The organism is Saccharopolyspora phatthalungensis, assembly GCF_014203395.1.
In the GTDB taxonomy this organism is placed as follows: Bacteria; Actinomycetota; Actinomycetes; order Mycobacteriales; family Pseudonocardiaceae; genus Saccharopolyspora; species Saccharopolyspora phatthalungensis.
In genome coordinates this window covers 3,139,737-3,165,019 of sequence record NZ_JACHIW010000001.1, presented here as the reverse complement: position 1 = coordinate 3,165,019, position 25,283 = coordinate 3,139,737, and the positions used below count along the sequence as shown (strand labels likewise).

At 67.9% G+C, this 25,283-nt stretch carries 19 protein-coding genes and 3 tRNA genes; 6 read left to right on the top strand and 16 right to left on the bottom strand.

The window, feature by feature from the left end; all coding sequences use genetic code 11:
• The first annotated feature begins 110 nt into the window (after positions 1-110).
• Positions 111-2,408 (top strand): RNA degradosome polyphosphate kinase, encoded by a 2,298-nt coding sequence (locus BJ970_RS14595; RefSeq protein WP_184726762.1) that lies wholly within the window; start codon positions 111-113, stop codon positions 2,406-2,408.
• A gap of 50 nt (positions 2,409-2,458) precedes the next feature.
• Positions 2,459-3,403, top strand: coding sequence for an NUDIX hydrolase (locus tag BJ970_RS14590; protein WP_376775120.1), 945 nt, complete (start codon positions 2,459-2,461; stop codon positions 3,401-3,403).
• Positions 3,404-3,775: 372 nt separating this feature from the next.
• Here the strand turns inward: BJ970_RS14590 and BJ970_RS14585 are convergent, their stop codons facing one another.
• From BJ970_RS14585 to leuC, 3 genes are all read right to left on the bottom strand, one after another.
• The gene (locus BJ970_RS14585; RefSeq protein WP_184729106.1) at positions 3,776-4,393 is read right to left on the bottom strand and encodes an HU family DNA-binding protein; all 618 of its coding nucleotides are present in this window, start codon (positions 4,391-4,393) and stop codon (positions 3,776-3,778) included.
• 232 nt (positions 4,394-4,625) lie between these two features.
• On the bottom strand, positions 4,626-5,228 hold the full coding sequence (leuD, locus tag BJ970_RS14580) for a 3-isopropylmalate dehydratase small subunit (protein WP_184726760.1): 603 nt from the start codon (positions 5,226-5,228) through the stop codon (positions 4,626-4,628).
• Between the two features lie 22 nt (positions 5,229-5,250).
• Positions 5,251-6,654 carry a 3-isopropylmalate dehydratase large subunit gene (leuC, locus tag BJ970_RS14575; RefSeq protein ID WP_184726759.1) on the bottom strand — a complete coding sequence of 468 codons (1,404 nt, stop codon included), beginning with the start codon at positions 6,652-6,654 and terminating at the stop codon, positions 5,251-5,253.
• Positions 6,655-6,743: 89 nt separating this feature from the next.
• On the opposite strand from leuC, the gene BJ970_RS14570 reads away from it, so the two are divergent.
• Positions 6,744-7,445 (top strand): IclR family transcriptional regulator, encoded by a 702-nt coding sequence (locus BJ970_RS14570; protein WP_184726758.1) that lies wholly within the window; start codon positions 6,744-6,746, stop codon positions 7,443-7,445.
• A gap of 287 nt (positions 7,446-7,732) precedes the next feature.
• On the opposite strand, the gene BJ970_RS14565 is transcribed toward BJ970_RS14570, so the two are convergent.
• The 5 genes from BJ970_RS14565 to gltX form a co-directional block, all read right to left on the bottom strand.
• Positions 7,733-7,808 (bottom strand) — tRNA-Glu (locus tag BJ970_RS14565).
• Between the two features lie 450 nt (positions 7,809-8,258).
• A tRNA-Glu gene (locus BJ970_RS14560) sits at positions 8,259-8,331 on the bottom strand.
• Between the two features lie 33 nt (positions 8,332-8,364).
• Positions 8,365-8,436: transfer RNA gene (locus tag BJ970_RS14555), tRNA-Gln, on the bottom strand.
• 174 nt (positions 8,437-8,610) lie between these two features.
• Entirely contained in the window at positions 8,611-9,387 is a 777-nt protein-coding gene (locus tag BJ970_RS14550; RefSeq protein ID WP_184726757.1) for an HAD family hydrolase, read from the bottom strand.
• Positions 9,388-9,536: 149 nt separating this feature from the next.
• Positions 9,537-11,033 (bottom strand): glutamate--tRNA ligase, encoded by a 1,497-nt coding sequence (gene gltX / locus BJ970_RS14545; RefSeq protein ID WP_184726756.1) that lies wholly within the window; start codon positions 11,031-11,033, stop codon positions 9,537-9,539.
• Positions 11,034-11,136: 103 nt separating this feature from the next.
• Between gltX and BJ970_RS14540 the strand changes: the two genes are divergently transcribed.
• Positions 11,137-12,366 (top strand): FAD-dependent oxidoreductase, encoded by a 1,230-nt coding sequence (locus BJ970_RS14540; protein ID WP_184726755.1) that lies wholly within the window; start codon positions 11,137-11,139, stop codon positions 12,364-12,366.
• 57 nt (positions 12,367-12,423) lie between these two features.
• Here the strand turns inward: BJ970_RS14540 and BJ970_RS14535 are convergent, their stop codons facing one another.
• The 8 genes from BJ970_RS14535 to BJ970_RS14500 all read right to left on the bottom strand — a co-directional run bounded on the left by BJ970_RS14535 (position 12,424) and on the right by BJ970_RS14500 (position 22,468).
• The gene (locus BJ970_RS14535; protein ID WP_184726754.1) at positions 12,424-13,206 is read right to left on the bottom strand and encodes a fumarylacetoacetate hydrolase family protein; all 783 of its coding nucleotides are present in this window, start codon (positions 13,204-13,206) and stop codon (positions 12,424-12,426) included.
• A gap of 88 nt (positions 13,207-13,294) precedes the next feature.
• Positions 13,295-14,932, bottom strand: coding sequence for a citramalate synthase (gene cimA, locus BJ970_RS14530; protein ID WP_184726753.1), 1,638 nt, complete (start codon positions 14,930-14,932; stop codon positions 13,295-13,297).
• 362 nt (positions 14,933-15,294) lie between these two features.
• A complete protein-coding gene (locus tag BJ970_RS14525; RefSeq protein WP_184726752.1) occupies positions 15,295-16,338 on the bottom strand; it encodes a 3-isopropylmalate dehydrogenase in 1,044 nt (347 codons plus the stop codon).
• Positions 16,339-16,549: 211 nt separating this feature from the next.
• Positions 16,550-18,145: a phosphoglycerate dehydrogenase gene (gene serA, locus BJ970_RS14520; RefSeq protein ID WP_184726751.1), complete on the bottom strand. Its 1,596-nt coding sequence runs from the start codon at positions 18,143-18,145 to the stop codon at positions 16,550-16,552.
• 331 nt (positions 18,146-18,476) lie between these two features.
• Entirely contained in the window at positions 18,477-18,722 is a 246-nt protein-coding gene (locus BJ970_RS14515) for a DUF397 domain-containing protein (RefSeq protein ID WP_184726750.1), read from the bottom strand.
• A gap of 341 nt (positions 18,723-19,063) precedes the next feature.
• Positions 19,064-20,059, bottom strand: a complete 996-nt coding sequence (ilvC, locus tag BJ970_RS14510; protein WP_184726749.1) for a ketol-acid reductoisomerase — start codon at positions 20,057-20,059, stop codon at positions 19,064-19,066.
• A gap of 61 nt (positions 20,060-20,120) precedes the next feature.
• Positions 20,121-20,627: an acetolactate synthase small subunit gene (gene ilvN / locus BJ970_RS14505; RefSeq protein WP_184726748.1), complete on the bottom strand. Its 507-nt coding sequence runs from the start codon at positions 20,625-20,627 to the stop codon at positions 20,121-20,123.
• 8 nt (positions 20,628-20,635) lie between these two features.
• Positions 20,636-22,468, bottom strand: a complete 1,833-nt coding sequence (locus tag BJ970_RS14500) for an acetolactate synthase large subunit (protein ID WP_184729105.1) — start codon at positions 22,466-22,468, stop codon at positions 20,636-20,638.
• Positions 22,469-22,854: 386 nt separating this feature from the next.
• Here BJ970_RS14500 and BJ970_RS39470 point away from each other — a divergent pair, with 386 nt between their 5' ends.
• Positions 22,855-23,259: a PH domain-containing protein gene (locus BJ970_RS39470; RefSeq protein ID WP_312864250.1), complete on the top strand. Its 405-nt coding sequence runs from the start codon at positions 22,855-22,857 to the stop codon at positions 23,257-23,259.
• 150 nt (positions 23,260-23,409) lie between these two features.
• Entirely contained in the window at positions 23,410-25,254 is a 1,845-nt protein-coding gene (gene ilvD / locus BJ970_RS14490; protein ID WP_184726747.1) for a dihydroxy-acid dehydratase, read from the top strand.
• Positions 25,255-25,283: the final 29 nt, after the last annotated feature.

Below are 25,283 nucleotides of genomic sequence, written 5' to 3'. Positions count from 1 at the left end.
CTCCCCTGGACGCGTCTGCGCAATGCGGCATTCAAGAGGCGCTACCGGAAGATTCACTCGCGTCCACGAACGTCACATGGCCACCTCAGCGGTCGAACCGAACCGGTCCGATGGGTGACAATGGGGCCGTGAGCACCGACAGCAGCGATCGGGCCCCAGAACAGCCCGCCAAGCGAACCCCCAGCGGACGGTCCACGAGCCACGCGCCGCTCCCGGCTCGCGGCGCCGGCGATCCGGTCGCTGCCGACAGGCCGGCAGCCACCAACACCGACGCGAACACCGCCGCCAACAACGAAGGCGCACGGGTGCCGTCGGCCCCGCCCGCGGTGACCCGCGCGGCGGCCACCACCGACCTGCCCGAGGACCGCTACCTCAACCGCGAATTGTCCTGGCTGGATTTCAACGCGCGGGTGCTGGCGATGGCCGAGGACCCGTCGAAGCCGGTGCTCGAACGCGCCAAGTTCCTCGCGATCTTCGCGTCCAACCTGGACGAGTTCTACATGGTCCGGGTCGCCGGGCTGAAGCGCCGCGAGGAAACCGGCCTTTCGGTCCGCAGCGCCGATGGGCTCACCCCGCACGAGCAGCTGGTCCGGATCTCTGCCCGCAACCAGGACCTGATGGAGAAGCTGAGCCGGGTTTTCCTCGACGAGCTGCTGCCGGAGCTGGAGGCGCACGGTATCCGGATCCTGAACTGGGCCGAGCTGGAGACCGCCGATCATGCCAAACTGACCCGCTATTTCGAGGACCACATCTTCCCGGTGCTCACCCCGCTGGCGGTCGACCCGGCGCACCCGTTCCCCTACATCTCCGGGCTGTCGCTGAACCTCGCGGTCACCGTCGCCGATCCGGACGCCGGGCTGCGGCGCTTCGCGCGGGTCAAGGTTCCGGACAACGTGCCTCGGCTGATCCGGATCGAAGCCGACCGGGAGAACGAGCACGCCACTTTCCTGCCGCTGGAAGAACTCATCGCCGCGCACCTGGAGAAGCTGTTCCCGGGCATGCGGGTCTCCGAGCACCACATCTTCCGGGTCACCCGCAATGCCGACCTCGAGGTGGAGGAGGACCGCGACGAAGACCTGCTGCAGGCCATGGAGCGGGAGCTCGCGCGTCGTCGCTTCGGGCCGCCGGTGCGGCTGGAAGTGACCGACACGATGAGCGAGAACATGCTCGAACTCCTGCTGCGCGAGCTGGAGGTCGACCAGCACGACGTGGTGGAGGTCAAGGGACTGCTGGACCTGTCCTGCCTGTTCCAGCTGGACCGGTTGCAGCGCCCCGATCTCAAGGAACCGCCGTATGTGCCCGCGACGCACGCCGCGTTCGCCGAGGGACAGACGCCGAAGAGCATTTTCTCCACGCTGCGCGAGGGTGACGTGCTGTTGCACCATCCCTATGACTCGTTCTCCACGTCGGTGCAACGATTCATCGAGCAGGCCGCGGCGGATCCGCATGTGCTGGCCATCAAGCAGACTCTGTACCGGACTTCCGGTGATTCTCCGATCGTCAACGCCCTCATCGACGCCGCCGAGGCCGGCAAGCAGGTGGTGGCGCTGGTGGAGTTGAAGGCGCGGTTCGACGAGCAGGCCAACATCCAGTGGGCGCGCACCCTGGAGCGCGCCGGGGTGCACGTCGTCTACGGCCTGGTGGGGTTGAAGACGCACTGCAAGACCGCGCTCGTGGTGCGCCAGGAGGGTTCGACGATCCGCCGCTACTGCCACCTGGGCACCGGCAACTACAACCCGAAGACCGCGCGGATCTACGAGGATCTCGGCCTGCTGACCGCCTCACCGGAGATCGGGGCCGACCTCACGGACCTGTTCAATGTGCTCACCGGCTACGCCCGGCACGGTCAGTACCGCCGGATTCTGGTGTCGCCGCAGGGCATCCGAAACGGCATCGTGGAGCGCGTGGAGGCCGAGATCGAGCGGGCCCGGCAGGGTTTGCCCTGCGGCATCTGGATGAAGGTGAACTCGCTGGTCGACGAGCAGATCATCGACTCGCTGTACCGGGCTTCGCTGGCCGGGGTGCCGGTGCGCGTGGTGGTGCGCGGGATCTGCGCGCTGAAGGCCGGCGTGGAGGGGCTCAGCGAGAACATCGAGGTGCGCTCGATCCTGGGCCGCTTCCTGGAGCACTCCCGCGTGTTCCATTTCGTCGGCATCGACGAGCACTGGATCGGCAGCGCCGACATGATGCACCGCAACCTGGACCGGCGGATCGAAACCCAGGTCCAGGTCACCGATGCCAAGCTCACCCAGCAGCTCGACGAGATCCTCGACTCGGCGCTGCACCCGGCCACCCGCTGCTGGGTGCTCAACGCCAAGGGTGACTGGGAGGCCTCGCCACTCGGCGGGGAACAAGTTCGCGATCATCAGGTGGAAATGCTGCGCCTGCACGGCGCGAAGGTGTCTTGAGGAAGATGAGCGTGACCGAGAACGAGCCGGTGTCCGGTGGAATCGACGAAATGCAGACCGCGGCGCCGGCCAGCCCGGTCCGGGCGGCCGGCGCCGTGCTGTGGCGCGCGGGCGCAAAGGGGCCCGAACTGGCCGTTGTGCACCGGCCCCGCTACGACGACTGGTCGCTGCCGAAGGGCAAACTCGACGGCGGCGAGCTGCCCGCGCACGCGGCCGTCCGGGAGGTCGCCGAGGAGACCGGCTTTTCCTGCGTGCTGTCCCAATTCCTCACTCAGGTGAACTATCCGGTGCCGGAATCCGGCGGCGGCCGCACGATGAAGGTGGTCGACTACTTCACGGCCCGTGCCGGCGACGGGGCATTCGCCCCGAACGACGAAGTGGACGAACTGCGTTGGCTGCGTACCGACCAGGCGCGCGGGCAGCTGAGTTATCCGCACGATGTGGGCGTGCTCGACGCATTCGAGCAGTTGCCCACCGAGTCGGCGACCGTGTTGCTGGTGCGCCATGCAAAAGCGGGCAAACGGTCCGAATGGTTCGGGGACGACACGCTGCGCCCACTCACCGAAGCGGGCCAACGACAGCGCGACGCATTGCATTCGCTGTTGCGATTGTTCGGGCCATCCCGGATCTATTCCGCTCCGCGGCTACGCTGCGAACAAACGGTGGCACCGATCGCCGCCGAGACCGGAATCGAGATTGCCACCGAGCCGCTGTTTTCCGAAGAGGGCTATCTGGGCGATCCGGACGCGGCCGCCGACCTGATGCGGCGAGTGGCGGCCGGTACCGGCACCGCGCTGGTATGCAGCCAAGGCGGCGTCATCCCGGATCTGGTGACGCGGCTGGCCGATTCCGCCGGGTTGCCGCTCGGCGAGGTGGCTAGCCGGAAAGGCAGCGTCTGGACGCTGACCTTCAGCCGGGACCGGTATTCCGGCAACGGCGGCGGTCCGGCGGTGCGGCTGGCCGCCGCCGATTACCTCGCGGACCCGCTCGCCTGACCGGAACCCCGGCCGAGCGGCAGGTACCGGGGGCGCGCGAGAGAAGAGAGACGGATGCGTCGGCGAATTCGATGCCGGCGAAATGATCCGCCGACGCCCCGGCTGCAACGAATGACTGCGCCCGCGCTCAACGGGCGCTGTCCGGCGCTGACCGCGCCGTGTGGGCGTTGCGCATCGCCCACGGGTTACTTTGCTGCGTCCACCGGAGATCCGGCGGCCACGGCCTTCTCATGTCGTTATCCGGCCATCGCCTGATATCGGGGCGATGGCCGGGCGACGGAGGAACGCCGTGAGCGGGCGGCTCGTGTTCCCCTTGCCGGGGTCAACTCGCCGCCCGCTCGGTCCACTGCTGCTCGCCGCAGAAGCGAGCGGTCACTTCTTCGTGGACTTGCGCGTAGTCGTCGCCTTCTTGGTCGCAGGACGGGTGGTCTTGGCCGCGGTGGTCTTCGCGGCCGTGGTCGCCCGCTTCGCGGTGGCCTTCGCCGGGGTCGCCTTGGCGGCGGCCGCCTTGGCGGCCGTGGTCGCCCGCTTCGGGGCGGCCTTGGCGGCGGTGGTGGCGGCCTTCGCCGTGGTGCGGCCGGCGGTCTTCGTCGCGGCCGCACGCGTGGTGGTGGCCTTGGCGCGAGTACCGGCAGCTGCCCTGGTGGCGCCCGCGGTCTTGGTGGTCGCACCACGGGTGGTGGCCGCCTTGGCCGCGGAAACGCGCGGCAGTTTCCGCTGTCCGCCCACGACTTCCTTGAACTGGGTGCCAGCACGGAAGGCGGGAACGTTGGTCTTCTTGACCTTCACGCTCTCACCGGTGCGCGGGTTGCGAGCGGTGCGCGCGGCACGGGCCCGCTTCTCGAAAACCCCGAAGCCGGTGATGTTGACCTTCTCGCCTTTGTTGACGTTGCGAACGATGATGTCCACAACGCTTTCCACAGCCTGGCTGGCGGTCTTCTTGTCTCCGAGGCGTTCTGCCAGAGCCTCGATGAGTTGGGCCTTGTTCACTTCAGTCCCTCCCAGGACACAACAACGGCCCCGTTGGGCCGACTCAATGTCAACGGTAAAGCCCCGGACAAACAAATGCCATTCGCCACGCACATTTTTTTTGTTGGGGCGTGGGCATTCGAGTCCGGGCAACGGGGTCCGCATGTCTCCTTGAGCAACTGTTCAGTTGTTCTCCGAAAGGCGAGTTTTTCCTTACATAAAAGGAAAAACTCGCCCCCGAAAGGTACCGCGATCAGCCCTGTCGAGCGGGCAGGGTGGCCGGTTTGAAGCTCGGCCGGACTTGCTCAAAAGTGTCGATCGTCTCGGCGTGGCGGAGGGTCAGACCGATGTCGTCGAGCCCTTCCAGCAGCCGCCAGCGGGTGTAGTCGTCGATCTGGAAGGGCACCGTGAGGTCCTTCGCGTGCACGGTCTGCTGCTCCAGATCGACCGTCACGGCGGTCCCGGGCTCGCTCTCCAGCAGCTTCCACAGCAGTTCCACATCGGACTGCTCGCACTGGGCCGCCAGCAGCCCCTGCTTGCCCGAATTGCCACGGAAGATGTCCGCGAAACGGCTTGAAATAACCACCCGGAACCCGTAGTCCTTCAGCGCCCACACGGCGTGCTCGCGCGACGATCCGGTGCCGAAGTCGGGCCCGGCGACCAGCACGCTGCCGTTGCGGAAGGCCTCGTGGTTGAGGATGAAGTTCTCGTCCCCGCGCCAGGCGGCGAACAGGGCGTCCTCGAATCCGGTCCGGGAGACCCGCTTGAGGTAGACCGCCGGGATGATCTGGTCGGTGTCCACGTTGGACCGGCGCAGCGGGACGCCGACCCCGGTGTGCGTCTTGAACGGTTCCATCGTCACTGCTCCTGGTGGGTTTTTAGTCGAGGTCTTCGGGCGAGGACAACGTGCCGCGCACCGCGGTAGCGGCGGCGACCAGCGGCGAGACCAGGTGGGTCCGGCCGCCCTTGCCTTGCCTGCCCTCGAAGTTGCGGTTGGAGGTCGACGCGCTGCGCTCACCGGGCGTGAGCTGGTCCGGGTTCATGCCTAGGCACATCGAACAACCGGCCGAACGCCATTCCGCGCCGGCGGCGGTGAAAACCTCGTGCAACCCCTCGGACTCCGCCTGCTTGCGGACCTTCATCGAGCCGGGCACCACGAGCATCCGCACGTCCGCGGCGACCTTGCGGCCCTTGATGACCTCCGCCGCGGCGCGCAGGTCCTCGATGCGGCCGTTGGTGCAGGAACCGAGGAAGACGGTGTCCACGGACACCTCGCGCAGCGGCATCCCCGGTGTCAAGCCCATGTAGGCCAATGCCTTCTCGGCGGCGAACCGCTCGCCCTCGTCGACGATCCGCGCCGGGTCCGGCACTCGTTCGCCCAGCGGCAGTCCCTGCCCCGGGTTGGTGCCCCAGGTGACGAAGGGGGTCAGTTCGTCGGCGTTCAGCGTGACTGCTGCGTCGAAAGTGGCGTCGTCGTCGGTGTGCAGCGTCTTCCAGTACTCGACGGCGGCGTCCCAGTCCGCTCCTTCGGGGGCGTGCGGGCGCCCCTTGAGGTAGGCGAAAGTCGTTTCGTCCGGCGCGATCATGCCCGCCCGAGCGCCCGCTTCGATCGACATGTTGCAGATCGTCATGCGGGCTTCCATGGACAGCTGCCGGATCGCATCGCCGCGGTATTCCAGCACGTAGCCCTGCCCGCCACCGGTGCCGATCTTGGCGATGACGGCCAGAATCACGTCCTTGCTGGTGACTCCCGGCCGCAAAGCACCGTCGATGTTGATGGCCATGGTCTTGAACGGCTTCAGCGGCAGCGTCTGGGTGGCCAGCACGTGCTCGACCTCCGAAGTGCCGATGCCGAAGGCCAACGCGCCGAACGCGCCGTGTGTCGAAGTGTGGCTGTCGCCGCACACCACCGTGGTGCCCGGCTGCGTCAGCCCGAGCTGCGGCCCGACAACGTGCACGATGCCCTGCTCCGCGTCGCCCATCGGATGCAGCCGGATGCCGAATTCCTCGCAGTTTTTCCGCAAGGTGTCGACCTGTGTCCGGGAAACCGGGTCGGCGATCGGCAGATCGATCCCGGTCGTGGGCACATTGTGGTCCTCGGTGGCCAGCGTCAGATCGGGGCGGCGCACGGGTCGACCCGCCAGCCGCAGCCCCTCGAAGGCCTGCGGACTGGTGACCTCGTGCACCAGGTGGAGATCGATGTAGAGCAGGTCTGGCTCGTGCCCCTCACCGCGGCGCACGATATGCGCATCCCAAACCTTCTCCGCGAGTGTTTTTCCCATCGCTGCTCCCAGTCGAGCCTGCCGAGACCCAAGATCGGGCCTCTCCCACAGAGTGGACTTCCCAGATGACGGGAAGTTAGTATCGGTACGTGGGACAGCATAGCGGCATCGGAGTGTTGGACAAGGCGGTGGCCGTTCTCCAGGCCGTCGCCAACGAGCCATGTGGCCTCGCCGAACTGTGCAGCCGAACGGGGCTGCCGAGAGCTACGGCGCACCGCTTGGCGGTGGGCCTGGAGGTTCATCGCCTCCTGAGGAGGGGCTCGGACGGACGCTGGCGCCCGGGAGCGGCCCTGGCGGAACTGGCCGGCGGAGCGACGGATCCGCTCTTGGAAGCGGCGGCAACGGTCCTGCCCAAGCTGAGGGACGTCACGGGCGAAAGCGTCCAGCTCTACAGGAGAGACGGAATGCAACGCCTGTGCATAGCGACGGCGGAACCGCCAAGCGGCCTGCGGGACACGGTCCCGGTAGGGACGGCCCTCCCGATGACGGCGGGCTCAGGAGCCAAGGTCCTGGCGGCCTGGTCGGACCCGGCAACCCAAAGAGCGGTCCTGGCCGAGGCGGTTTTCGGCGAGAGAACCCTGATGGAGGTCCGCAGAAGGGGCTGGGCGCAAAGCGTGGCCGAAAGGGAAACAGGGGTAGCCAGCGTCTCTGCCCCGGTCCGAGACGCCCAGGGCAGCGTAGTAGCGGCGATATCGGTCTCCGGCCCCATAGACAGAATGGGCCGCCGCCCAGGAGCCCGCTGGGCAGCAGACCTACTAGCAGCAGCAGATGCCCTACAAAACCGCCTTTAACCCCAAACCCAACCCCCAAAATCAACCCACAACAACCCCACCCAACACGGCGCGAAGCGCCGACAAACCACAACAACCCCACCCACCACGGCGCGAAGCGCCGACAAACCACCACCACACCACCCAGACACGGCGCGCAGCGCCGACCACCCACCAGCTCCTCCACCCAGACACGGCGCGCAGCGCCGACCACCCAGCAGTTCCTTCGCCCGGGCACGGCGCGCAGCGCCGACCTCAAGCAAGCACAAAAGAAGCCCCACTCACAGACTCGTAAGTGGGGCTTCTGCTGGTAGTCCCGACGGGATTTGAACCCGCGCTACCGCCTTGAGAGGGCGGCGTCCTAGGCCGCTAGACGACGGGACCGCGCAACACGAAGAACTCTACAACACCCCAGGAACCCCCAAACACCCACCCCCGCCTAACCAAAGATCGACGCCCCCAACGACAACCAAGGCAGCCGAATGGACTTTCCACGCAGGGCAGTGTGCTCGCAGGGCAATGCGCTCGCAGGGCAATGCGCTCGTAGGGCGGGGAAGCGAGTGGCACAGGTCGCAATTGCGACGTCGACCCAACGACGCAAGCCAACCCGGATCGAAAGGGACGCAATACACGGAAGGTCGATGTGGGTCGGAAACCCAGGCCGGGATCCACGGAAGGTCGATGCTGGTCGGAAACCCAGGCCGGGTACGAATCCCCACGCAAGGAGCCAACGGAGGGTGACCCCCGCACCGTGGGGGGTTTGGGGGGCTCGGCCCCCCAATGAAATAACGGAAAGAGCCCCATCTGCAAAGCAGATAGGGCTCTCCACTCTTGTAGTCCCGACGGGATTTGAACCCGCGCTACCGCCTTGAGAGGGCGGCGTCCTAGGCCGCTAGACGACGGGACCGCGTTGTTGAGTGATCACGTGGTGATCTGCTCGCTGGGGTACCAGGACTCGAACCTAGACTAACTGAACCAGAATCAGTCGTGCTGCCAATTACACCATACCCCATGGTGTCGGACGGGCAGCTTCCTTTTCCGATCTCCGCTGAGAGAAGTTCGGCTTCCGGGCCGCTGTCCGCCGCGTTGATGAGAATATTAGACCATCCCGCCGGGGGCTCGAAATTCGCCCCCTCCGCGGGAGGATCGTCGCAGGTGGCGGCGGCTGCAGCGGCCCGGATGCGGGTTATTGGCGGACCAGTTCGGTGGCGCGGTGTCTGGTGGCTTGGCCGCGGGCGGGGATGGCGGGCAGGTCGGTCACGAGGAGCTCCGGGAGCTCGTAGAGGCTTGTGATGGTCGGCACGTGGGCCGCTGGCGCTCGGGCTTCGTCGCGGTTGAGCCAGACGCCGTGCAGGCCGGCTCGGGTGGCGCCGAGCGCGTCGGTGTCGAGTTTGTCTCCGACGTGGACGACTTCTTCGGGGTCTAGGCCCAGTGCGTCGCAGGCGGTGTGGAAGATGCGCTCGTCGGGTTTGGCGACTCCGATTTCGTCGGAGATGATCAGTGTGTCGAAGGTGTCGGCGAGGCCGACTGCGCCGATTTTTTTGCGTTGGTAGGCGCTGGGCGCGTTGGTGATCACGGCGAGTTGGAGGCCGCTGGCGCGCAGCCAGTCGAGGCATGGCAGGGCGTCGTCGTATAGCCCCCAGGCTTGTTGCATGGCGGCCATCCGCAGGGTTTCGCGGCGGGCGGCTTCGGCGGGGTCGAGTTCTTCGCCGAAGGCCGCGAAGAACGCTTGGGTGCGTTCGATGCACATCGCGTCGAAGTCGATCTCGTTGGTGACGAACCGCGCGTAGTGTCGGTCCGTGGTGCGCTGCCATACCGGCCAGGCGCGGTCGCTGCCGACGAGTTCGCGTAGGCCGTGGCGGGATGCTCGTTCGCTGTTGAGCAGGGTGTCGTCGACGTCGAGGCAGACGGCTTTGATCTGTCCGAGTTCGTGGGTGGTTGATGTTTCAGGCGCGGATGTCACTCCGAGAGGCTAGGCGTTCACCCGCTGCGTCCGACTCGGCCAAGACGGTGATCCTGTTGGCCTGTTTCGGTTGAGTCCGGTTGGCGGCGTGCGGGGGTCGTGAGTGCGGATGCGGGCGCCTGCGCGCTTCCGCGCTCACGACCGGTTGCTCAGCCGAGGGCGTTGCGCAGGCGCGCGAGGGAGACGTCGCGTCCGAGGAGTTCCATCGACTCGTATAGGGGCGGCGACACCGTGCGCCCGGTGATGGCCACCCGGACGGGCGCGAAGGCTTTGCGGGGCTTGATGCCGAGCCCTTCGACGACGGAGTCTTTCAGCGCCTGTTCGATGCCCGCCGTGGTCCATTCGGGAAGCGTTTCGAGGGCGTTGATGGCGGCTTCCAGTACTGGTTTGGCGTCGTCGCCGAGGGCTTTGTCGGCGGAGGCGGGTTCGGGCGCGAAGTCTTCGCCGGCGAACAGGAAGCCCATCATGCCGACCGCGTCGGAGAGCACGATCAGCCGCTCCTGGACTAGCGGCGCGGCGGCGCGCACGATGGCGAGTTGTTGTTCGCTCGGTTCGGTGGGCAGCACGCCGCCTTCGATGAGGTAGGGCACGACGCGGTCGACGAAGTCGTCGGGTGCGAGGGCGCGTAGGTGCGCGGAGTTGATCGCGTCGGCCTTTTTCTGGTCGAAGCGCGCCGGGTTGGCGCTGACTCGGCCGATGTCGAAGGCGTCGACCATTTCGTCGAGGCTGAATACGTCGCGGTCGTCGGAGATGGACCAGCCGAGCAGCGCGAGGTAGTTCAGCAGGCCTTCGGGCAGGAAACCTCGGTCGCGGTGGTGGAACAGGTTGGACTGCGGGTCGCGTTTGGAGAGCTTTTTGTTGCCTTCGCCCATGACGAATGGCAGGTGGCCGAATTCGGGGGTGAAGTCGGTGACTCCGATGCGTTGCAGTGCCTCGTAGAGCGCGATCTGGCGGGGCGTGGAGGACAGCAGGTCCTCGCCGCGCAGCACGTGGCTGATGCGCATTAGCGCGTCGTCGACCGGGTTGGTCAGGGTGTAGAGCGGTTCGCCGTTGCCGCGCACCAGGACGGGGTCTGGGACGCTGCCGGCCGGGAAGGTGATTTCGCCGCGCACCAGGTCGGTGAAGGTGATGTCGCGGTCGGGCATCCGCAGTCGTAGCACGGGCTTGCGGCCTTCGGCGCGGAAGGCGGCGAGCTGGTCTTCGGTGAGGTCGCGGTCGTGGTTGTCGTAGCCCAGTTTGGGGTCGCGTCCGGCAACCCTGTGGCGGGCCTCGACTTCTTCCGGGCTGGAGTACGACTCGTAGAGTTCGCCGGCGGCCAGCAGGCGCTGGGCGATGTCGGCGTAGCTGTCGCGCCGTTCGCTCTGCCGGTAGGGTCCGTAGGGGCCGCCGATTTCGGGGCCTTCGTCCCAGTCCAGGCCCAACCAGCGCAGCGCGTCGAGGAGCGCCTGGTAGGACTCTTCGGTGTCCCGGCTGGCGTCGGTGTCCTCGATGCGGAACACCAGGGTGCCCTTGTTGTGCCGGGCGAACGCCCAGTTGTAGAGGGCGGTGCGGATGAGGCCGACGTGCGGGATGCCGGTCGGCGAGGGGCAGAACCGGGCTCGGATGGGCCTGGCGTCGGCTGTGGCTGCGGCTTCTGGCGTGCTCATAACATATTCAGCCTAGCCATTGGCCATCGGAGGTTGACGGGCGCATCCGGGCGAGGCATTCTGAGTTTATTCAACACATGTTGAAAATCTGGAGGGGATCGCAATGGAGCGAACCACCTGCTGTGTCGTCGGGGGCGGACCGGCGGGGATGGTGCTGGGGCTGTTGCTGGCCAGGGCCGGCGTCGAGGTGACCGTGCTGGAAAAGCACGGCGACTTCCTGCGGGACTTCCGCGGCGACACCGTGCACCCCACCACCTTGCAACTGCTGGACGACCTGGGGCTGGCCGAGCAGTTCGCCGAGCTGCCGCAGCGGCACCTGAGCAGGGTGCGGCTGCCGCTCGGCCCGGGGGGCGAGATGTTCACCTTCGGCGATTTCCAGTCGCTCCCGGTCAAGTACAACTACATCGCGATGGTTCCGCAGTGGGACTTCCTGGACATGCTGGCCGACGTGGGTAAGCAGGAACCGACCTTCACCCTGCGGATGAACACCGAAGCGACCGAACTGATCCGCGAAGGCGGCCGGGTCAACGGCGTGCGTTACCGCACCGCTGATGGCGAGACCGGTGAGCTGCGCGCCACCATCACGGTCGCCTGCGACGGGCGGACGTCCTTCGTGCGCACGATGCCCGAGCTCAGGCTGCAGGACTTCACGACGCCGATGGACGTGCGGTGGTTCCGGGTGCCGCGGCGGGCCGGCGACCCAACAGGCGCGATCGGCCTGATCCGCGAACGCACTTTCATGGCCATGCTGGACCGGGGCGACTATTTCCAGGTCGCGTCGATCATCGCCAAGGGGACCGACGCCAGCGGGCGCAACCGCCCCATCGAGGAGTTCAACGAGTCGCTGGTGCGCTACCTGCCGTGGCTGGCCGGGCGGGAGCTGGTGCAGGGCTGGGATGACGTCAAATTGCTGCATGTAAGGCTGGACCGGCTCCGCAAGTGGCACGTTCCCGGCCTGCTGTGCATCGGGGACGCGGCGCACGCGATGTCCCCGGTCGGCGGCGTCGGCATCAACCTGGCCGTGCAGGACGCCGTCGCGGCCGCCCGCCACCTAGCTGAGCCGCTGCGCGATGGACGCTTGCAGCGAAAGCACGTCGCGGCGGTGCAGCGGCGACGGTGGCTGACCACGGTACTGATTCAGCGTCTGCAACGCGTGATCCACGACAACGTGATCGCGCCGGCACTGCACGGGGAGATCGACTTCGGCGACACCGCACACCTCCCGCTGGTTCTGCGGGCGATTTCGAATTTGCCGTCGCTGCGCAAGATCCCGGCATACTTCCTCGCCTACGGGGCCCTCCGCGAACGCCCGCCCAAGGCCGCGCTCCGCTGAGCCGGGGGCCGTGGGTCTTCCGGGCACCGTTGGCAACCCGAAAGACTTCACGACGACTCAGCCTTGCTGGACCGGGTTGGTGAGGGTTCCCAGGCCATCGATGGAGACCGACACCTTCTGGCCGGGCTGCATCGGGCCCACGCCCGCCGGGGTGCCGGTGAGGATCACGTCACCGGGCAGCAGCGTCATCACCCGCGAGATCCACGACACGAGCGCGGCGACGTCGTGCAGCAGCTGTGAGGTCCGCGAGTTCTGCTTGATTTCGCCGTCCAGTTCGGTGCGGATCCCGAGGTCCGCCGGGTCGGCCGCGGTGTCGATCCACGGCCCCAGTGGGCAGAACGTGTCGTAGCCCTTGGCCCGCGTCCACTGCCCGTCGGCCTTTTGCTGGTCGCGCGCGGTGACGTCGTTGGCGATCGTGTAGCCCAGCAGCACCTCGGTGCCGCGGGCCTCCGGCACGTCCTTGCACGGTTGCCCGACGACAGCGGCGAGTTCGCCCTCGAAGTCCACCCGTTCCGAGTTCGGCGGCAGCTTGATCGCGGCGTTGGGACCGATCACCGAGGTGGACGGCTTCATGAAGATCACCGGGTTCTCCGGCGGTTCCCCGCCCATTTCGCGGGCGTGGTCGGCGTAGTTCTTGCCCACGCAGACCACCTTGGTGGGCAAGATCGGGGCGAGCAGCCGGACATCGGCCATCGGCCACTTGCGACCGGTGAACGTCGGGTCGCCGAACGGGTGCTGGTCGATCTCGACCGCGAGCACTTTCTCCTGCGGGGCAGCAGGATCCGGCTCCAGTGCGACGAAGGAGACCCCCTCGGAGTGGGCGACACGTGCCAAGCGCAAGACGAACCTCCGGATTCGGAAATGGACCGGCCACCACCCTAACTCGGGCCCGGTACCGCCGGTGGTGAGCGGGCCAGGACCGCAGCGGTCAGCTCCGGGCGCCGACCGCGTTGCGGTCCAGGGCCTTGTACGCCAATGCATCGCACAGGGCCAGCCAGCTCGCCTCGACGATGTTGCCGTGCACGCCCACAGTGGTCCATTCCTCCTCCCCGTCGCGGGATTCCACGAGCACGCGCGTGACCGCGTCGGTGCCCGGGGCGTCGGTGAGGATGCGCACCTTGTAGTCGGCGAGCTCGACGGCTTGCAGCCACGGCAGGTGTGGCACCAGCGCCTTGCGCAGCGCGGCATCGAGCGCGTTGACCGGCCCGTTTCCCTCGGCGGTGGCGATCACACGCTCCCCCGCCACGTGCACCTTGACGGTCGCCTCGGAAACCACTTCGCCGTCCGAGCGGTGGTCGAGCACCACCCGGTACGACTCCAGTTCGAACGGCCCGTCGACCGGTTCGGTGCCCTCCGCGGCGGCCATTTCGCGGCGCAGCAACAGTTCCAGCGAGGCGTCGGCAGCCTCGAAGGACCAGCCGCGGGCTTCGAGTTCCTTGACCTGACGCACCGCCCCGGTCACGGCGGCCGGCGACTCGGTGAGATCGAGACCGAGCTCGGCGCCCTTGAGCTCCAGGCTGGCGCGCCCGGCCATTTCGGTGACCAGGACCCGCATCCCGTTGCCCACCACGGCCGGATCGATGTGGTTGTACAGCTCCGGGTCCACCTTGATCGCACTCGCATGCAGACCCGCCTTGTGCGCGAAGGTCGACTGGCCAACGTAGGCCTGGTGGGTATCCGGCGCGAGGTTGGCGATTTCGGCCAGCGCGTGCGAAACCCTGGTCAGCTCGCGCAGCTTGCCCTCCGGCAACACCGGCATCTCCAGTTTTGCCGCGAGATTGCCGATCACGGCGAACAGATCCGCGTTGCCCGCGCGTTCGCCGTAGCCGTTGGCGGTGAATTGCACGTGTGTCGCGCCGGCTTGCACGGCCGCGACACTGTTGGCAACGGCGCAGCCGGTGTCGTCCTGGCAGTGGATTCCGATGCGCAACCCCGTGCGTGAAAGGACTTCGCCGACCGTCTCGGCCAGTTGCAGCGGCAATTGGCCGCCGTTGGTGTCGCACAACACGACGACATCGGCGCCCGCGTTGGCGGCGGCTTCCAGCACGCGCAGTGAAGTGTCGGGGTCGAAGGCGTAGCCGTCGAAGAAATGCTCGGCATCGAGAAACACCCGGCGACCCTCGCCGACCAGGTGGCGGACGGTGTCCGCCACCATCGCGCAGTTCTCGGCCACATCGGTGCGCAATGCTCGCTCGATGTGCCGGCGGTCCGATTTGGCCACCAATGTCACCACCGGGGCACCCGAGTCGAGCAGCGCCCGCACCTGCTGATCTTCGTCCACTTTGGCCCCTGCGCGACGGGTGGAGCCGAAGGCCACCAGCGCGGCGTGCCGCAGGTCGAGTTCGCCTTCGGCCGCGCGGTGGAAGAACTCGGTGTCCTTGGGCAGCGCGCCCGGCCAACCGCCCTCGATGAAACCGACTCCCAACGAGTCCAGCAGGCGCGCTACCGCGAGTTTGTCGGTGACCGAGTAGGAAATGCCCTCGCGCTGCGCGCCGTCCCGCAGGGTCGTGTCGTAGACGTGGAAATCGTCGCCCAGAGGCGTTCCGGCCGGGTTGGTGCGGGTCACTTGTTTCTCCCGTCGGCGTTGAAGATGGAGATCGGGTGCGGCGCCCTGTGCTGGCAACAAAAAAGACCCCCCGCGGATGCGAGAGGTCAGCGCGCCGGGGTGCGGAGTCGTTACCCGGCGCGCTTGCCAATAATGATCAGACTGCGGAAAGCCACGGCCCTATGCTGCCACAACCCACCCGGTGTGCAACAAGTGCACCGTGACTTCCCACACGCGCGGGTACCGACTGCGCAGGCGCCCTACCGTCCGGATTCGGCCCGGCGCTTGATCGCCTTCTTCGGGAAAGTGCCGCCCGCGGGTTGCACATCGGAGCGGCGAAAAGGGCGCCCCGCCCCGGGACGCCCTTTTCGTGATTACCTGGTTCAGGCCTGCGGAGCGACCTCGCGGGAGGAGACCAGGGCCGCGAGGCGGTCGCCGATCGCGAAGGTCGCGCCCGGCGCCGCGTGGTCGCGGGTGGCCAGGTCGAACGCCACCGACGCCTCGACTCGCTTGGCGGCCTCGGACAGGCCGACGTGATCGAGCAGCATCGCGACCGACAGCACCGCCGCGGTCGGATCCGCCACGCCCTGCCCGGCGATGTCCGGCGCGCTGCCGTGCACCGGCTCGAACATGCTCGGGTTGCGCCGGGTGGCGTCGATGTTGCCGCTGGCGGCCAGCCCGATGCCGCCGGTGATCGCGCCGGCCAGGTCGGTGATGATGTCGCCGAAGAGGTTGTCGGTGACGATCACATCGAACCGGCCCGGGTCGGTGACCAGGTGGATCGTGGTCGCGTCCACATGCTGGTAGGCCACGGTGACGTCCGGGTACTGCAGCGAGACCTCTTCGACCACGCGCGACCACAACGAACCGGCGTGGGTGAGCACGTTGGTCTTGTGCACCAGCGTCAGGTGCTTGCGTGGCCGCGAGGCGGCGCGGGCGAACGCATCGCGCACCACCCGCTCCACGCCGAACGCGGTGTTGATGCTGACCTCGGTCGCGATCTCGTGCGTGGTGTCCTTGCGCAGCAGGCCGCCGTTACCCGCGTACGGGCCCTCGGTGCCCTCGCGCACCACGACCATGTCGATCTCACCGGGATCGGCCACCGGGCTCTTCACACCCGGGTACAGCCGGGCCGGCCGCAGGTTCACGTGGTGGTCAAGCTCGAAACGCAGCCGCAGGAGCAGGCCGCGCTCCAGGATCCCGCTGGGCACGGACGGATCGCCCACCGCGCCGAGCAGGATCGCGTCGTGCTGGCGGAGTTCCCCGAGAACGGACTCGGGCAGCAGCTCCCCGGTCGCGTGCCAACGGGCGGCGCCCAGGTCGTATCGAGTGATCTCGATATCCGGCACGACCTCACCGAGGACCTTGAGCGCCTCGGCCACCACCTCCGGCCCGATCCCGTCGCCGGGGATCACAGCGAGCCGCATCTACACACCTCCCGGGAACCACCCCGACCCGCGGGGCTCGAACTGTTGAGCCGAAGGCTACCGGCATGGCTGTGGGCAGCGGCACGCCGGGCCCACCAAGTGGATGATATGTCCCGTACCGTGGGACATCCTTTCGGGTGATAGAGCCGGTAGCTCACCGGCACGGCGAAGGGGCCGTGCCGCAGAACGGCCCCTTTCTCACCCGACTGGGTTACTCGAAGCTCACGGTACGCACGATGCGAGCACCCACGGCGGCTCCGATCGGCTCCAGCACGCCCGGTTCGACGGGCCGGTCCACCCGCAGCAGCATGATCGCGTCCGAGCGCTCGGTGGTCTGGCTGACCATGGCCGCCTCGATGTTCACGCCGACCTCGCCGAGCAGCGTGCCGACCTTGCCCATCACGCCGGGCCGGTCCGGGTACTCCAGCAGCAGCACGCTGCCCTCGGCCCGCAGGTCGAAGTGGCGACCGTTGACCTCGACCAGCTTCTCCACCAGGTTCGGCCCGGACAGCGCGCCGGAGACCACGGCGGTGCGGCCGTCCGGCAGACCCGCGTGCAGCGACACCACGCTGCGGTGGTTCGGGCTCTCCGAGGTGGTCTTGACCTCCACCTGCACACCCAGGTCCTCGGCCAGCTGCGGCGCGTTGACGAAGGTCACCTGGCTCTCCACCGCGCCGGCGAACACGCCGCGCAGCGCCGCCAGCTGCAGCACCGAGACATCCTCGGCGGCCAGCTCGCCGCGGGCTTCGATGGTCACCGAGCTCGGCGTGCTGCCCAGCAGCGCCGCCAGCAGCTGTCCCAGCTTCTGGGTCAGCGACAGGTACGGCCGGACCTCTTCGCCGACCGCCCCGCCCTGCACGTTGACCGCGTCCGGCACGAAGTCGCCGCGCAGCGCCAGCCGCACCGAGCGGGCCACGTCGGTGCCCGCGCGGTCCTGCGCCTCCACTGTGGACGCCCCCAGGTGCGGAGTGACGACCACGTTGGAAAGCTCGAACAGCGGGCTGTCGGTGGTCGGCTCGGTCTTGAACACGTCGATGCCCGCACCGCCGATCTGGCCGTTGCGCAGCGCGTCGACCAACGCGTCCTCGTCGATCAGACCACCGCGAGCGGCGTTGACCACCAGCAGGCCGGACTTGGCCTTCTTCAGCTCCTCGGCGCCGATGAGGCCAAGCGTCTCGGCGGTCTTGGGCAGGTGGATGGAGATCGCGTCGGCGCGAGCCAGCAACTCGTCGAGGGAAACCAGCTCGATGCCCAGCTGGGCCGCGCGGCCTGGCGACACGTAGGGGTCGTAGGCGATCAGCTTGGTGCCGAAGGCGGCGACGCGCTGCGCGAACAGCTGGCCGATCTTGCCGAGGCCGACCACGCCGACGGTCTTGCCGTTGAGCTCGACGCCGGTGTAGGAGCTGCGCTTCCACTCGCCGCCCTTGAGGCTCGCGTCGGCCTGCGCGACGTTGCGCGCCACCGCGAGCAGCAGCGCCATCGCGTGCTCGGCGGCCGAAACGATGTTGGAGGTGGGGGCGTTGACCACCATCACGCCACGCTCGGTGGCGGCGGGCACCTCGACGTTGTCCAGGCCCACCCCGGCGCGGGCGACGACCTTGAGCTTCTTCGCCGCCGCGAGCACCTCGGCGTCGACCTTGGTGGCGGAACGGACCAGCAGCGCATCGGCGTCGGCGACGGCCTCGAGCAACGCCGGCCGGTCGGTGCCGTCCACGTTGCGGATCTCGACCTCGCCCCCGAGGGCCTCGATCACGGACGGTGCGAGCTTCTCGGCGATCAGGACCACAGGACGGCTTGCGTTGGTCACGGGCGAACTCCAGTTGGAAGATCACGGTCGGCACGGCGATGTGCCCGGACGGGATCGCAGTTTAACGGGAGATTGAGAAAGTGTTCACAAGGGTGTAGCCCGGATCACCGGCCCGGAACCACTCGCCCATTAAACCCGATTGTTCCGCATTGTCGCAGATCAGCCGGGTCGCGGGAGCGACATCGGGAGTCGGCTGGGGCGGCTGGCCACCCGAGTCGCTCGCGGTTCGGCGGTTCCCCGGCGGCGGCCGGGCACCGGCATTCCACCGGCTCGAAGGCGAATCGGGGCCCGGTCGCATGATCTTCGCAACCGGGCACCGCCGCGGGTTCGATCACGGCTCGTCGAACTCACCGTCCTTGGCGCCGGCCACGAATGCGTCCCACTCCTCGGGAGTGAAGACCAGAACCGGACCATCTGGCTCGGCACCGTTGCGCATGCCGATGTAGCCGTCAAGGAAGGCGATCTCCACGCCCGGCTCGTCCGGGTCATCCGTGCTGGTGATCCACTCCGCGTCGGTGAAGTCCAGCCGGTGCCGGATGTGCGCCTTGTCGTCGACGATCTCGTTGTCTGCACTCACGATGCGTACTGTATCCCTCACCCGTGGCAACCGACGTCCCCTGGCCAAGCGAAATCCAGGCCCGCCGTAACTTACCGACTCTCGAAGCCAGGACGCCGCGTGCGCATACCCGCACGTTGGCGTGGGCGGTCGGGCACCCCGGAGCCGGGACCGGCGGTACGGCCACGGGGTCAGCTACGCAACCAGCCGCGCACCTGGCACAGCGCGAGGCCCGGCGCTCCCTTGTGGGGCTCACCGGGCCAATTCGCGTCGGCCGGACGCGTGGGTGGCGCGCGGCCGAGACTTGAGCGGGCGAGCAATCGCTCCGGCGAGCACCGGAGGAGCCGCCCACGATCGCGTTCTTACTTGTTGGTCCAGGACATCAGCGCGCGGAGCTTCTTGCCGACCTCTTCGATCTGGTGGGCGTTGCCCTCCGCCTGCAGCCTGGTGAAGTTCGGGCGGCCGGACTCGTCCTCGGCCACCCACTCCTTGGCGAAGCTGCCGTCCTGGATCTCGCCCAGGATCTTGCGCATCGACTCCTTGACGTGCGCGTCGATGACCCGCGGACCGCGGGTGAGGTCGCCGTATTCGGCGGTGTCGCTGCAGGAGTAGCGCTGACCGGCGATGCCGCCCTCCCACATCAGGTCCACGATCAGCTTGAGCTCGTGCAGCACCTCGAAGTAGGCGATCTCCGGCTGGTAACCGGCCTCGACCAGCACCTCGAAGCCGTTCTGCACCAGCGCGCTCGCGCCGCCGCAGAGCACCGCCTGCTCCCCGAACAGGTCGGTTTCGGTCTCTTCCTTGAAGGTGGTCTTGATGACCCCGGCCCGCGCGCCACCGATGGCGGCGGCGTAGGACAGCGCCAGCGCCTGAGCGTTGCCCGAGGCGTCCTGCTCCACGGCGATCAGGCACGGCACGCCCTTGCCGTCGACGAACTGGCGGCGCACCAGGTGACCCGGCCCCTTCGGCGCGACCATCGCGACGTCCACGTCGGCCGGCGGCTGGATCAGGCCGTAGCGGATGTTGAAGCCGTGGCCGAAGAACAGCGCATCGCCCTGCTTTAGGTTCGGCGCGATGTCCTCGGCGTAGATCTGGCGCTGCTTGGTGTCGGGCGCCAGGATCATGATCACGTCGGCTTCCGCGGCGGCCTCGGACGGGGTGAGCACCCGCAGGCCCTCTTCCTCCGCCTTGGCACGCGACTTGGAGCTCTCGGGAAGACCGATCCGCACATCCACGCCCGAGTCCCGCAGGCTCAGCGCGTGGGCGTGGCCCTGGCTGCCGTAGCCGATGACCGCGACCTTGCGCCCCTGCACGATGCCCAGATCGGCGTCCGCGTCGTAGAAGATTTCAACTGCCATGATGATTCAGAATTCCTTTCGGGACTTCTTCGGTTTTCGGCCCGGTGGCGGGGGCGCCGGATCAGCGCACTGCGGTGGCCGTGATGGAACGCGGGCCACGCCCGATCGCGATCGTTCCCGACTGCACCATCTCGCGGACGCCGTAGGGTTCCAGCATTCGCAGCAACGCGTCGAGCTTATCCGCGGTCCCGGTGGCTTCAATGGTCAGCGCCTCCGGGGAGACATCCACCACTTTCGCGCGGAACAGCTGGACGGTTTCCAGGACCTGGCTGCGCACCGAAGCGTCGGCGCGCACCTTGACCAGCAGCAGCTCCCGCTGCACCGCCGCATCGGTTTCCAGCTCCACGATCTTGATCACGTTGACCAGCTTGTTGAGCTGCTTGGTGACCTGCTCCAGGGGCTGGTCGCGGACGGCGACCACGATCGTCATCCGGGAGATCTCCGAATGCTCGGTCGGGCCGACCGCGAGCGATTCGATGTTGAAGCTGCGTCGGGAAAACAGGCCGGCCACCCGGGCGAGCACCCCGGGGACGTTCTCCACCAGCACGCTCAGCGTGTGTCGGGTCATGGGCGCGCTCACCCCTCGTCCTCTTCGAACAGCGGGCGGATGCCGCGCGCCGCCATGATCTCGTCGTTCCCGGTGCCCGCGGCGACCATCGGCCACACCTGGGCGTCCTTGCCCACCACGAAGTCGATCACGACGGGTCGGTCGTTGATCTCCATCGCCCGCTGGATGACGCTGTCGACGTCCTCTTTGGACTCGCACCGCAGGCCGACGCAGCCATATGCCTCGGCCAGCAGTGTGAAGTCCGGGATGCGGTGCTTGTGGGTGCCGAGATCACTGTGTGAGTAGCGCTCGGCGTAAAACAGGTTCTGCCACTGCCGGACCATACCCAGGTTGCCGTTGTTGATGACGGCCACCTTGATGGGGATGTCCTCGATCGCGCAGGTGGCGAGTTCCTGGTTGGTCATCTGAAAGCAGCCGTCGCCGTCGATGGCCCACACCGTCTTGCCCGGCGCCCCGGCCTTGGCGCCCATCGCGGCGGGCACCGCGTAGCCCATCGTGCCCAGACCACCGGAGTTCAGCCAGGTGCGCGGGTTCTCGTAGCCGATGAACTGCGCGGCCCACATCTGGTGCTGACCGACGCCGGCGGCGTAGATCGCGTCCGGCCCGACCAGTTGGCCAAGACGCTCGATGACGTACTCCGGAGACAGGCTGCCGTCGGTCGGCCACTGGTAGCCGAGCGGGAACCGCCTGCGCAGATCCTCAAGCAGCGCCCACCAGGGCGCCAGGTCGGCGGTGCCGTGCGCCTCGGAGTTCGCGGCCACCGCGTCGATCAACTCGATGAGCACGTCCTTGCAGTCCCCGACGATCGGCACATCGGCGTAGCGGTTCTTGGAGATCTCCGCCGGGTCGATGTCGGCGTGCACGACCTTGGCGTCCGGCGCGAACGAGGCGAGCTGGCCGGTGACCCGGTCGTCGAACCGCGCGCCCAGCGAGATCAGCAGGTCGGCGCGCTGCATCGCGGCGACCGCGGCGACCGTGCCGTGCATGCCGGGCATGCCCAGGTGTTGCGGGTGCGAGTCCGGAAACGCGCCGCGCGCCATCAGGGTGGTGACCACCGGGATGCCGGTGCGCTCGGCCAACTGCCGGAGTTCGGCGTGCGCCTCGGCCTTGATCACCCCGCCGCCGACGTAGAGCACCGGCTGGTGCGCCTCGGTGATCAGCCTGGCGGCCTCCCGGACCTGCTTGCCGTGCGGCTTGCTGGTCGGCCGGTAACCGGGCAGCTTCATCTCCGGCGGCCAGGAGAACGACGTGGTCGCCTGCTGAACGTCCTTGGGGATGTCCACCAGCACCGGTCCGGGGCGGCCGCTGGCCGCGATGTAGAACGCTTCGGCGATGGTGCGCGGCAGGTCGTCTGCGTCGGTGACCAGGAAGTTGTGCTTGGTGATCGGCAGCGTGATGCCGCAGATGTCGGCCTCCTGGAAGGCATCGGTGCCGATCAGGCCGGTGCTCTGCTGACCGGTGATCGCGACGACCGGGACCGAGTCCATGTTCGCGTCGGCCAGCGCGGTGACCAGGTTGGTCGCGCCCGGGCCGGAGGTCGCCATGCACACCCCGACCTTGCCGGTGGCCTGGGCGTAACCGGTGGCCGCGTGCCCGGCCCCCTGCTCGTGGCGCACCAGGACGTGCCGGACCTTGTCCGAGTCGAGGAGCGGGTCGTAGGCGGGCAGGATCGTGCCCCCCGGAATCCCGAAGACGATCTCGCAGCCGACGGACTCCAGGGAGCGCACCAGTGCCTGCGCACCGGTCATCTTGACTGGGGCACCGCTGGGCGGCGCGGGCTTCGGACGGCGTCCTGGCGGGGGCGCCGGGACCGGATTCTGCCGTGTATTGGCGCTGGTCATCGGGTCTGCCTCGGGGTCGGTAGTGGGACCGGACACGAAAAAACCCCCGTAGGCCACAAATAGCCTAACGAGGGTTGGCGCGTCGACGCTGCGAACTTCCTAGGCGTCGACGCGCCAGGGAAGTACGAGAATGTTGTGCAGTCGCAGCATGGCTAGGACGTTAATCAACGCGACCCGCTCCGTCAAACGATGCGGGACGATCTTCCCGCATGATGGACAGCCGCGACACACCGACAAGCCTCCTCTTTCGGGGATAATGCCTGCTCAACAACGACTTTGCGACTCGTCCGCATTTCGAGATGTGACGTGCGCCGCGTTGTTCGGATGTACTAGAAGATCTTGCCGGTGCGGTTGTCGCGAGATTCGCGGGTGAGACCATCAGGGGTGTGAGCGAGACCCCTCAGGCCGAAGAACCGAAGCCGTTGACATTCCGGATCACCCCGGTAGCCCTGCTGGCCGTGCTGGCGATCATCATTTGCGCCACCCCGCTGGCCACCACCGCGGGCACCTGGGCGCTGCTGCTCTACCTGATCCCGCTCGTGCTGCTGGTGTGGATCTTGCGGACCCGGACCACGGTGGGCCCGCAGCAGGTCGCGGTGCGCACGATCGTCGGCCGCACCAGGTTCAGCTGGGACGATGTGGCCTCGCTGCGGCTGGACGAGCGGCGTTGGCTCAAGGCCGTGCTGCGCTCCGGCAAGGAGGTCCGGCTCCCGGCGGTCCGGGTCCGCGACCTGCCGCGTCTCTCGGCGATCAGCAGTGGGCGCCTGCCCGACCCGACCTCGCAGGAGTAATGTCGGCCGCACCGTGACTTTTCGCGCCCACAAGGCGCCGCGACGGGTGGGCTGCGATTTCAGGGGAAATCGACGCACCGGCGATTTCCCCTGAAATCGCCGTTGACTCGCCCCGAGACGAAAACACGCGCTTTCCCAGAGAAGGTGGATATGCCCCAGCTGCGCTCTCGCACCACGACACACGGACGGAATGCCGCCGGCGCCCGCTCGCTGTGGCGTGCCACCGGCATGACCGACGACGACTTCGGCAAGCCCATCGTGGCGATCGCCAATTCCTACACCCAGTTCGTGCCCGGCCACGTGCACCTGCGCGACCTCGGCGACGTGGTCGCCGCCACCATCCGCGAGGCCGGCGGCGTGCCGCGCGAGTTCCACACCATCGCGGTGGACGACGGCATCGCCATGGGCCACGGCGGGATGCTCTACTCGCTGCCCTCGCGCGAGCTGATCGCCGACTCCGTGGAGTACATGGTCAACGCGCACCAGGCCGACGCGCTGGTGTGCATCTCCAACTGCGACAAGATCACCCCCGGCATGCTCAACGCCGCCATGCGGCTGAATATCCCGACCGTGTTCGTTTCCGGCGGCCCGATGGAGGCCGGCAAGGCGGTCGTGGTGGACGGGGTCGCGCACGCGCCGACCGACCTGATCACCACCATCTCGGCATCGGCCAACGCCGCGGTGGACGACGCCGGGCTCAGCGAGGTCGAGCGCTCGGCCTGCCCGACCTGCGGTTCCTGCTCGGGCATGTTCACCGCCAACTCGATGAACTGCCTCACCGAGGCCCTCGGCCTGGCGCTGCCCGGCAACGGGTCCACATTGGCCACCCACGCCGCGCGCCGCGCCCTGTTCGAAGAGGCCGGCCGCACGGTGGTGCGCATCGCCAAGCGCTACTACGGCGAGGACGACGAGTCGGTTCTGCCGCGCTCGATCGCGAACGAGAAGGCGTTCGCGAACGCGATGGCGCTGGACATGGCGATGGGCGGCTCCACCAACACGGTGCTGCACACGCTGGCCGCCGCGCAGGAAGGCGAGATCGACTTCACCCTTGACGACATCGCCGAGACCAGCCGCCGGGTGCCCTGCCTGAGCAAGGTCAGCCCGAACTCGGACTACCACATGGAGGACGTGCACCGGGCTGGCGGCATCAGCGCGATCCTCGGCGAGCTCGACCGGGCCGGGCTGCTGCACCGCGACGTTGCCTCGGTGCACAGCGCGAACCTGACCGAGTGGCTGTCGGCCTGGGACATCCGCGGCGAGTCGCCGTCGCAGGAGGCCGTCGAGCTGTTCCACGCAGCGCCCGGCGGGGTTCGTACCACGCAGGCGTTCTCCACCGAGAACCAGTGGTCATCGCTGGACACCGACGCGGAGAAGGGCTGCATCCGCGACGTCGCGCACGCCTATACCGCCGACGGCGGGCTCGCGGTGCTGCGCGGCAACCTCGCCAACGAGGGCGCGGTGGTCAAGACCGCCGGTGTCGAGGAAGAGCTGTGGCACTTCCAGGGTCCGGCGCGGGTGGTGGAAAGCCAGGAGCAGGCCGTGTCGGTGATCCTGAACAAGGAGATCCAGCCGGGCGAGGTGCTGGTGGTCCGCTACGAAGGCCCCGCGGGCGGCCCGGGAATGCAGGAGATGCTGCACCCCACCGCGTTCCTCAAGGGTTCCGGGCTGGGCAAGAAGTGCGCGCTGATCACCGACGGCCGGTTCTCCGGCGGTTCCTCCGGGCTGTCCATCGGGCACATCTCGCCGGAGGCGGCCAACGGCGGCACGATCGGGCTGGTGGAGGACGGCGACCAGATCCTCATCGATGTCCGCGAGCGCAAGCTGGAACTGCTGGTCTCCGACGAGGTGTTGGCAGAGCGCCGGGCCAAGATGGAGGCCAGCGAGCACCCCTGGCAGCCGGTCGGCCGGGACCGCAAGGTCACGGCCGCGCTGCGCGCCTATGCGCGGCTCGCGACCTCCGCCTCCTACGGCGCGGTCCGCGACGTCAGCAAGTGATTCCTGCGATCCGAGAACTGAAACAGGCC

What these genes read in the sequence shown, in the direction of transcription:
- leuC (WP_184726759.1), bottom strand. Translation starts at nt 6,654, where the DNA reads ATGGGAAAAACACTCGCGGAGAAGGTTTGGGATGCGCATATCGTGCGC.
- BJ970_RS14540 (WP_184726755.1), top strand. Translation starts at nt 11,137, where the DNA reads ATGGAGCGAACCACCTGCTGTGTCGTCGGGGGCGGACCGGCGGGGATG.
- leuD (WP_184726760.1), bottom strand. Translation starts at nt 5,228, where the DNA reads ATGGAACCGTTCAAGACGCACACCGGGGTCGGCGTCCCGCTGCGCCGG.
- ilvN (WP_184726748.1), bottom strand. Translation starts at nt 20,627, where the DNA reads ATGACCCGACACACGCTGAGCGTGCTGGTGGAGAACGTCCCCGGGGTG.
- BJ970_RS14590 (WP_376775120.1), top strand. Translation starts at nt 2,459, where the DNA reads ATGCAGACCGCGGCGCCGGCCAGCCCGGTCCGGGCGGCCGGCGCCGTG.
- BJ970_RS14595 (WP_184726762.1), top strand. Translation starts at nt 111, where the DNA reads ATGGGTGACAATGGGGCCGTGAGCACCGACAGCAGCGATCGGGCCCCA.
- ilvC (WP_184726749.1), bottom strand. Translation starts at nt 20,059, where the DNA reads ATGGCAGTTGAAATCTTCTACGACGCGGACGCCGATCTGGGCATCGTG.
- ilvD (WP_184726747.1), top strand. Translation starts at nt 23,410, where the DNA reads ATGCCCCAGCTGCGCTCTCGCACCACGACACACGGACGGAATGCCGCC.
- BJ970_RS14500 (WP_184729105.1), bottom strand. Translation starts at nt 22,468, where the DNA reads ATGACCAGCGCCAATACACGGCAGAATCCGGTCCCGGCGCCCCCGCCA.
- gltX (WP_184726756.1), bottom strand. Translation starts at nt 11,033, where the DNA reads ATGAGCACGCCAGAAGCCGCAGCCACAGCCGACGCCAGGCCCATCCGA.
- BJ970_RS14525 (WP_184726752.1), bottom strand. Translation starts at nt 16,338, where the DNA reads ATGCGGCTCGCTGTGATCCCCGGCGACGGGATCGGGCCGGAGGTGGTG.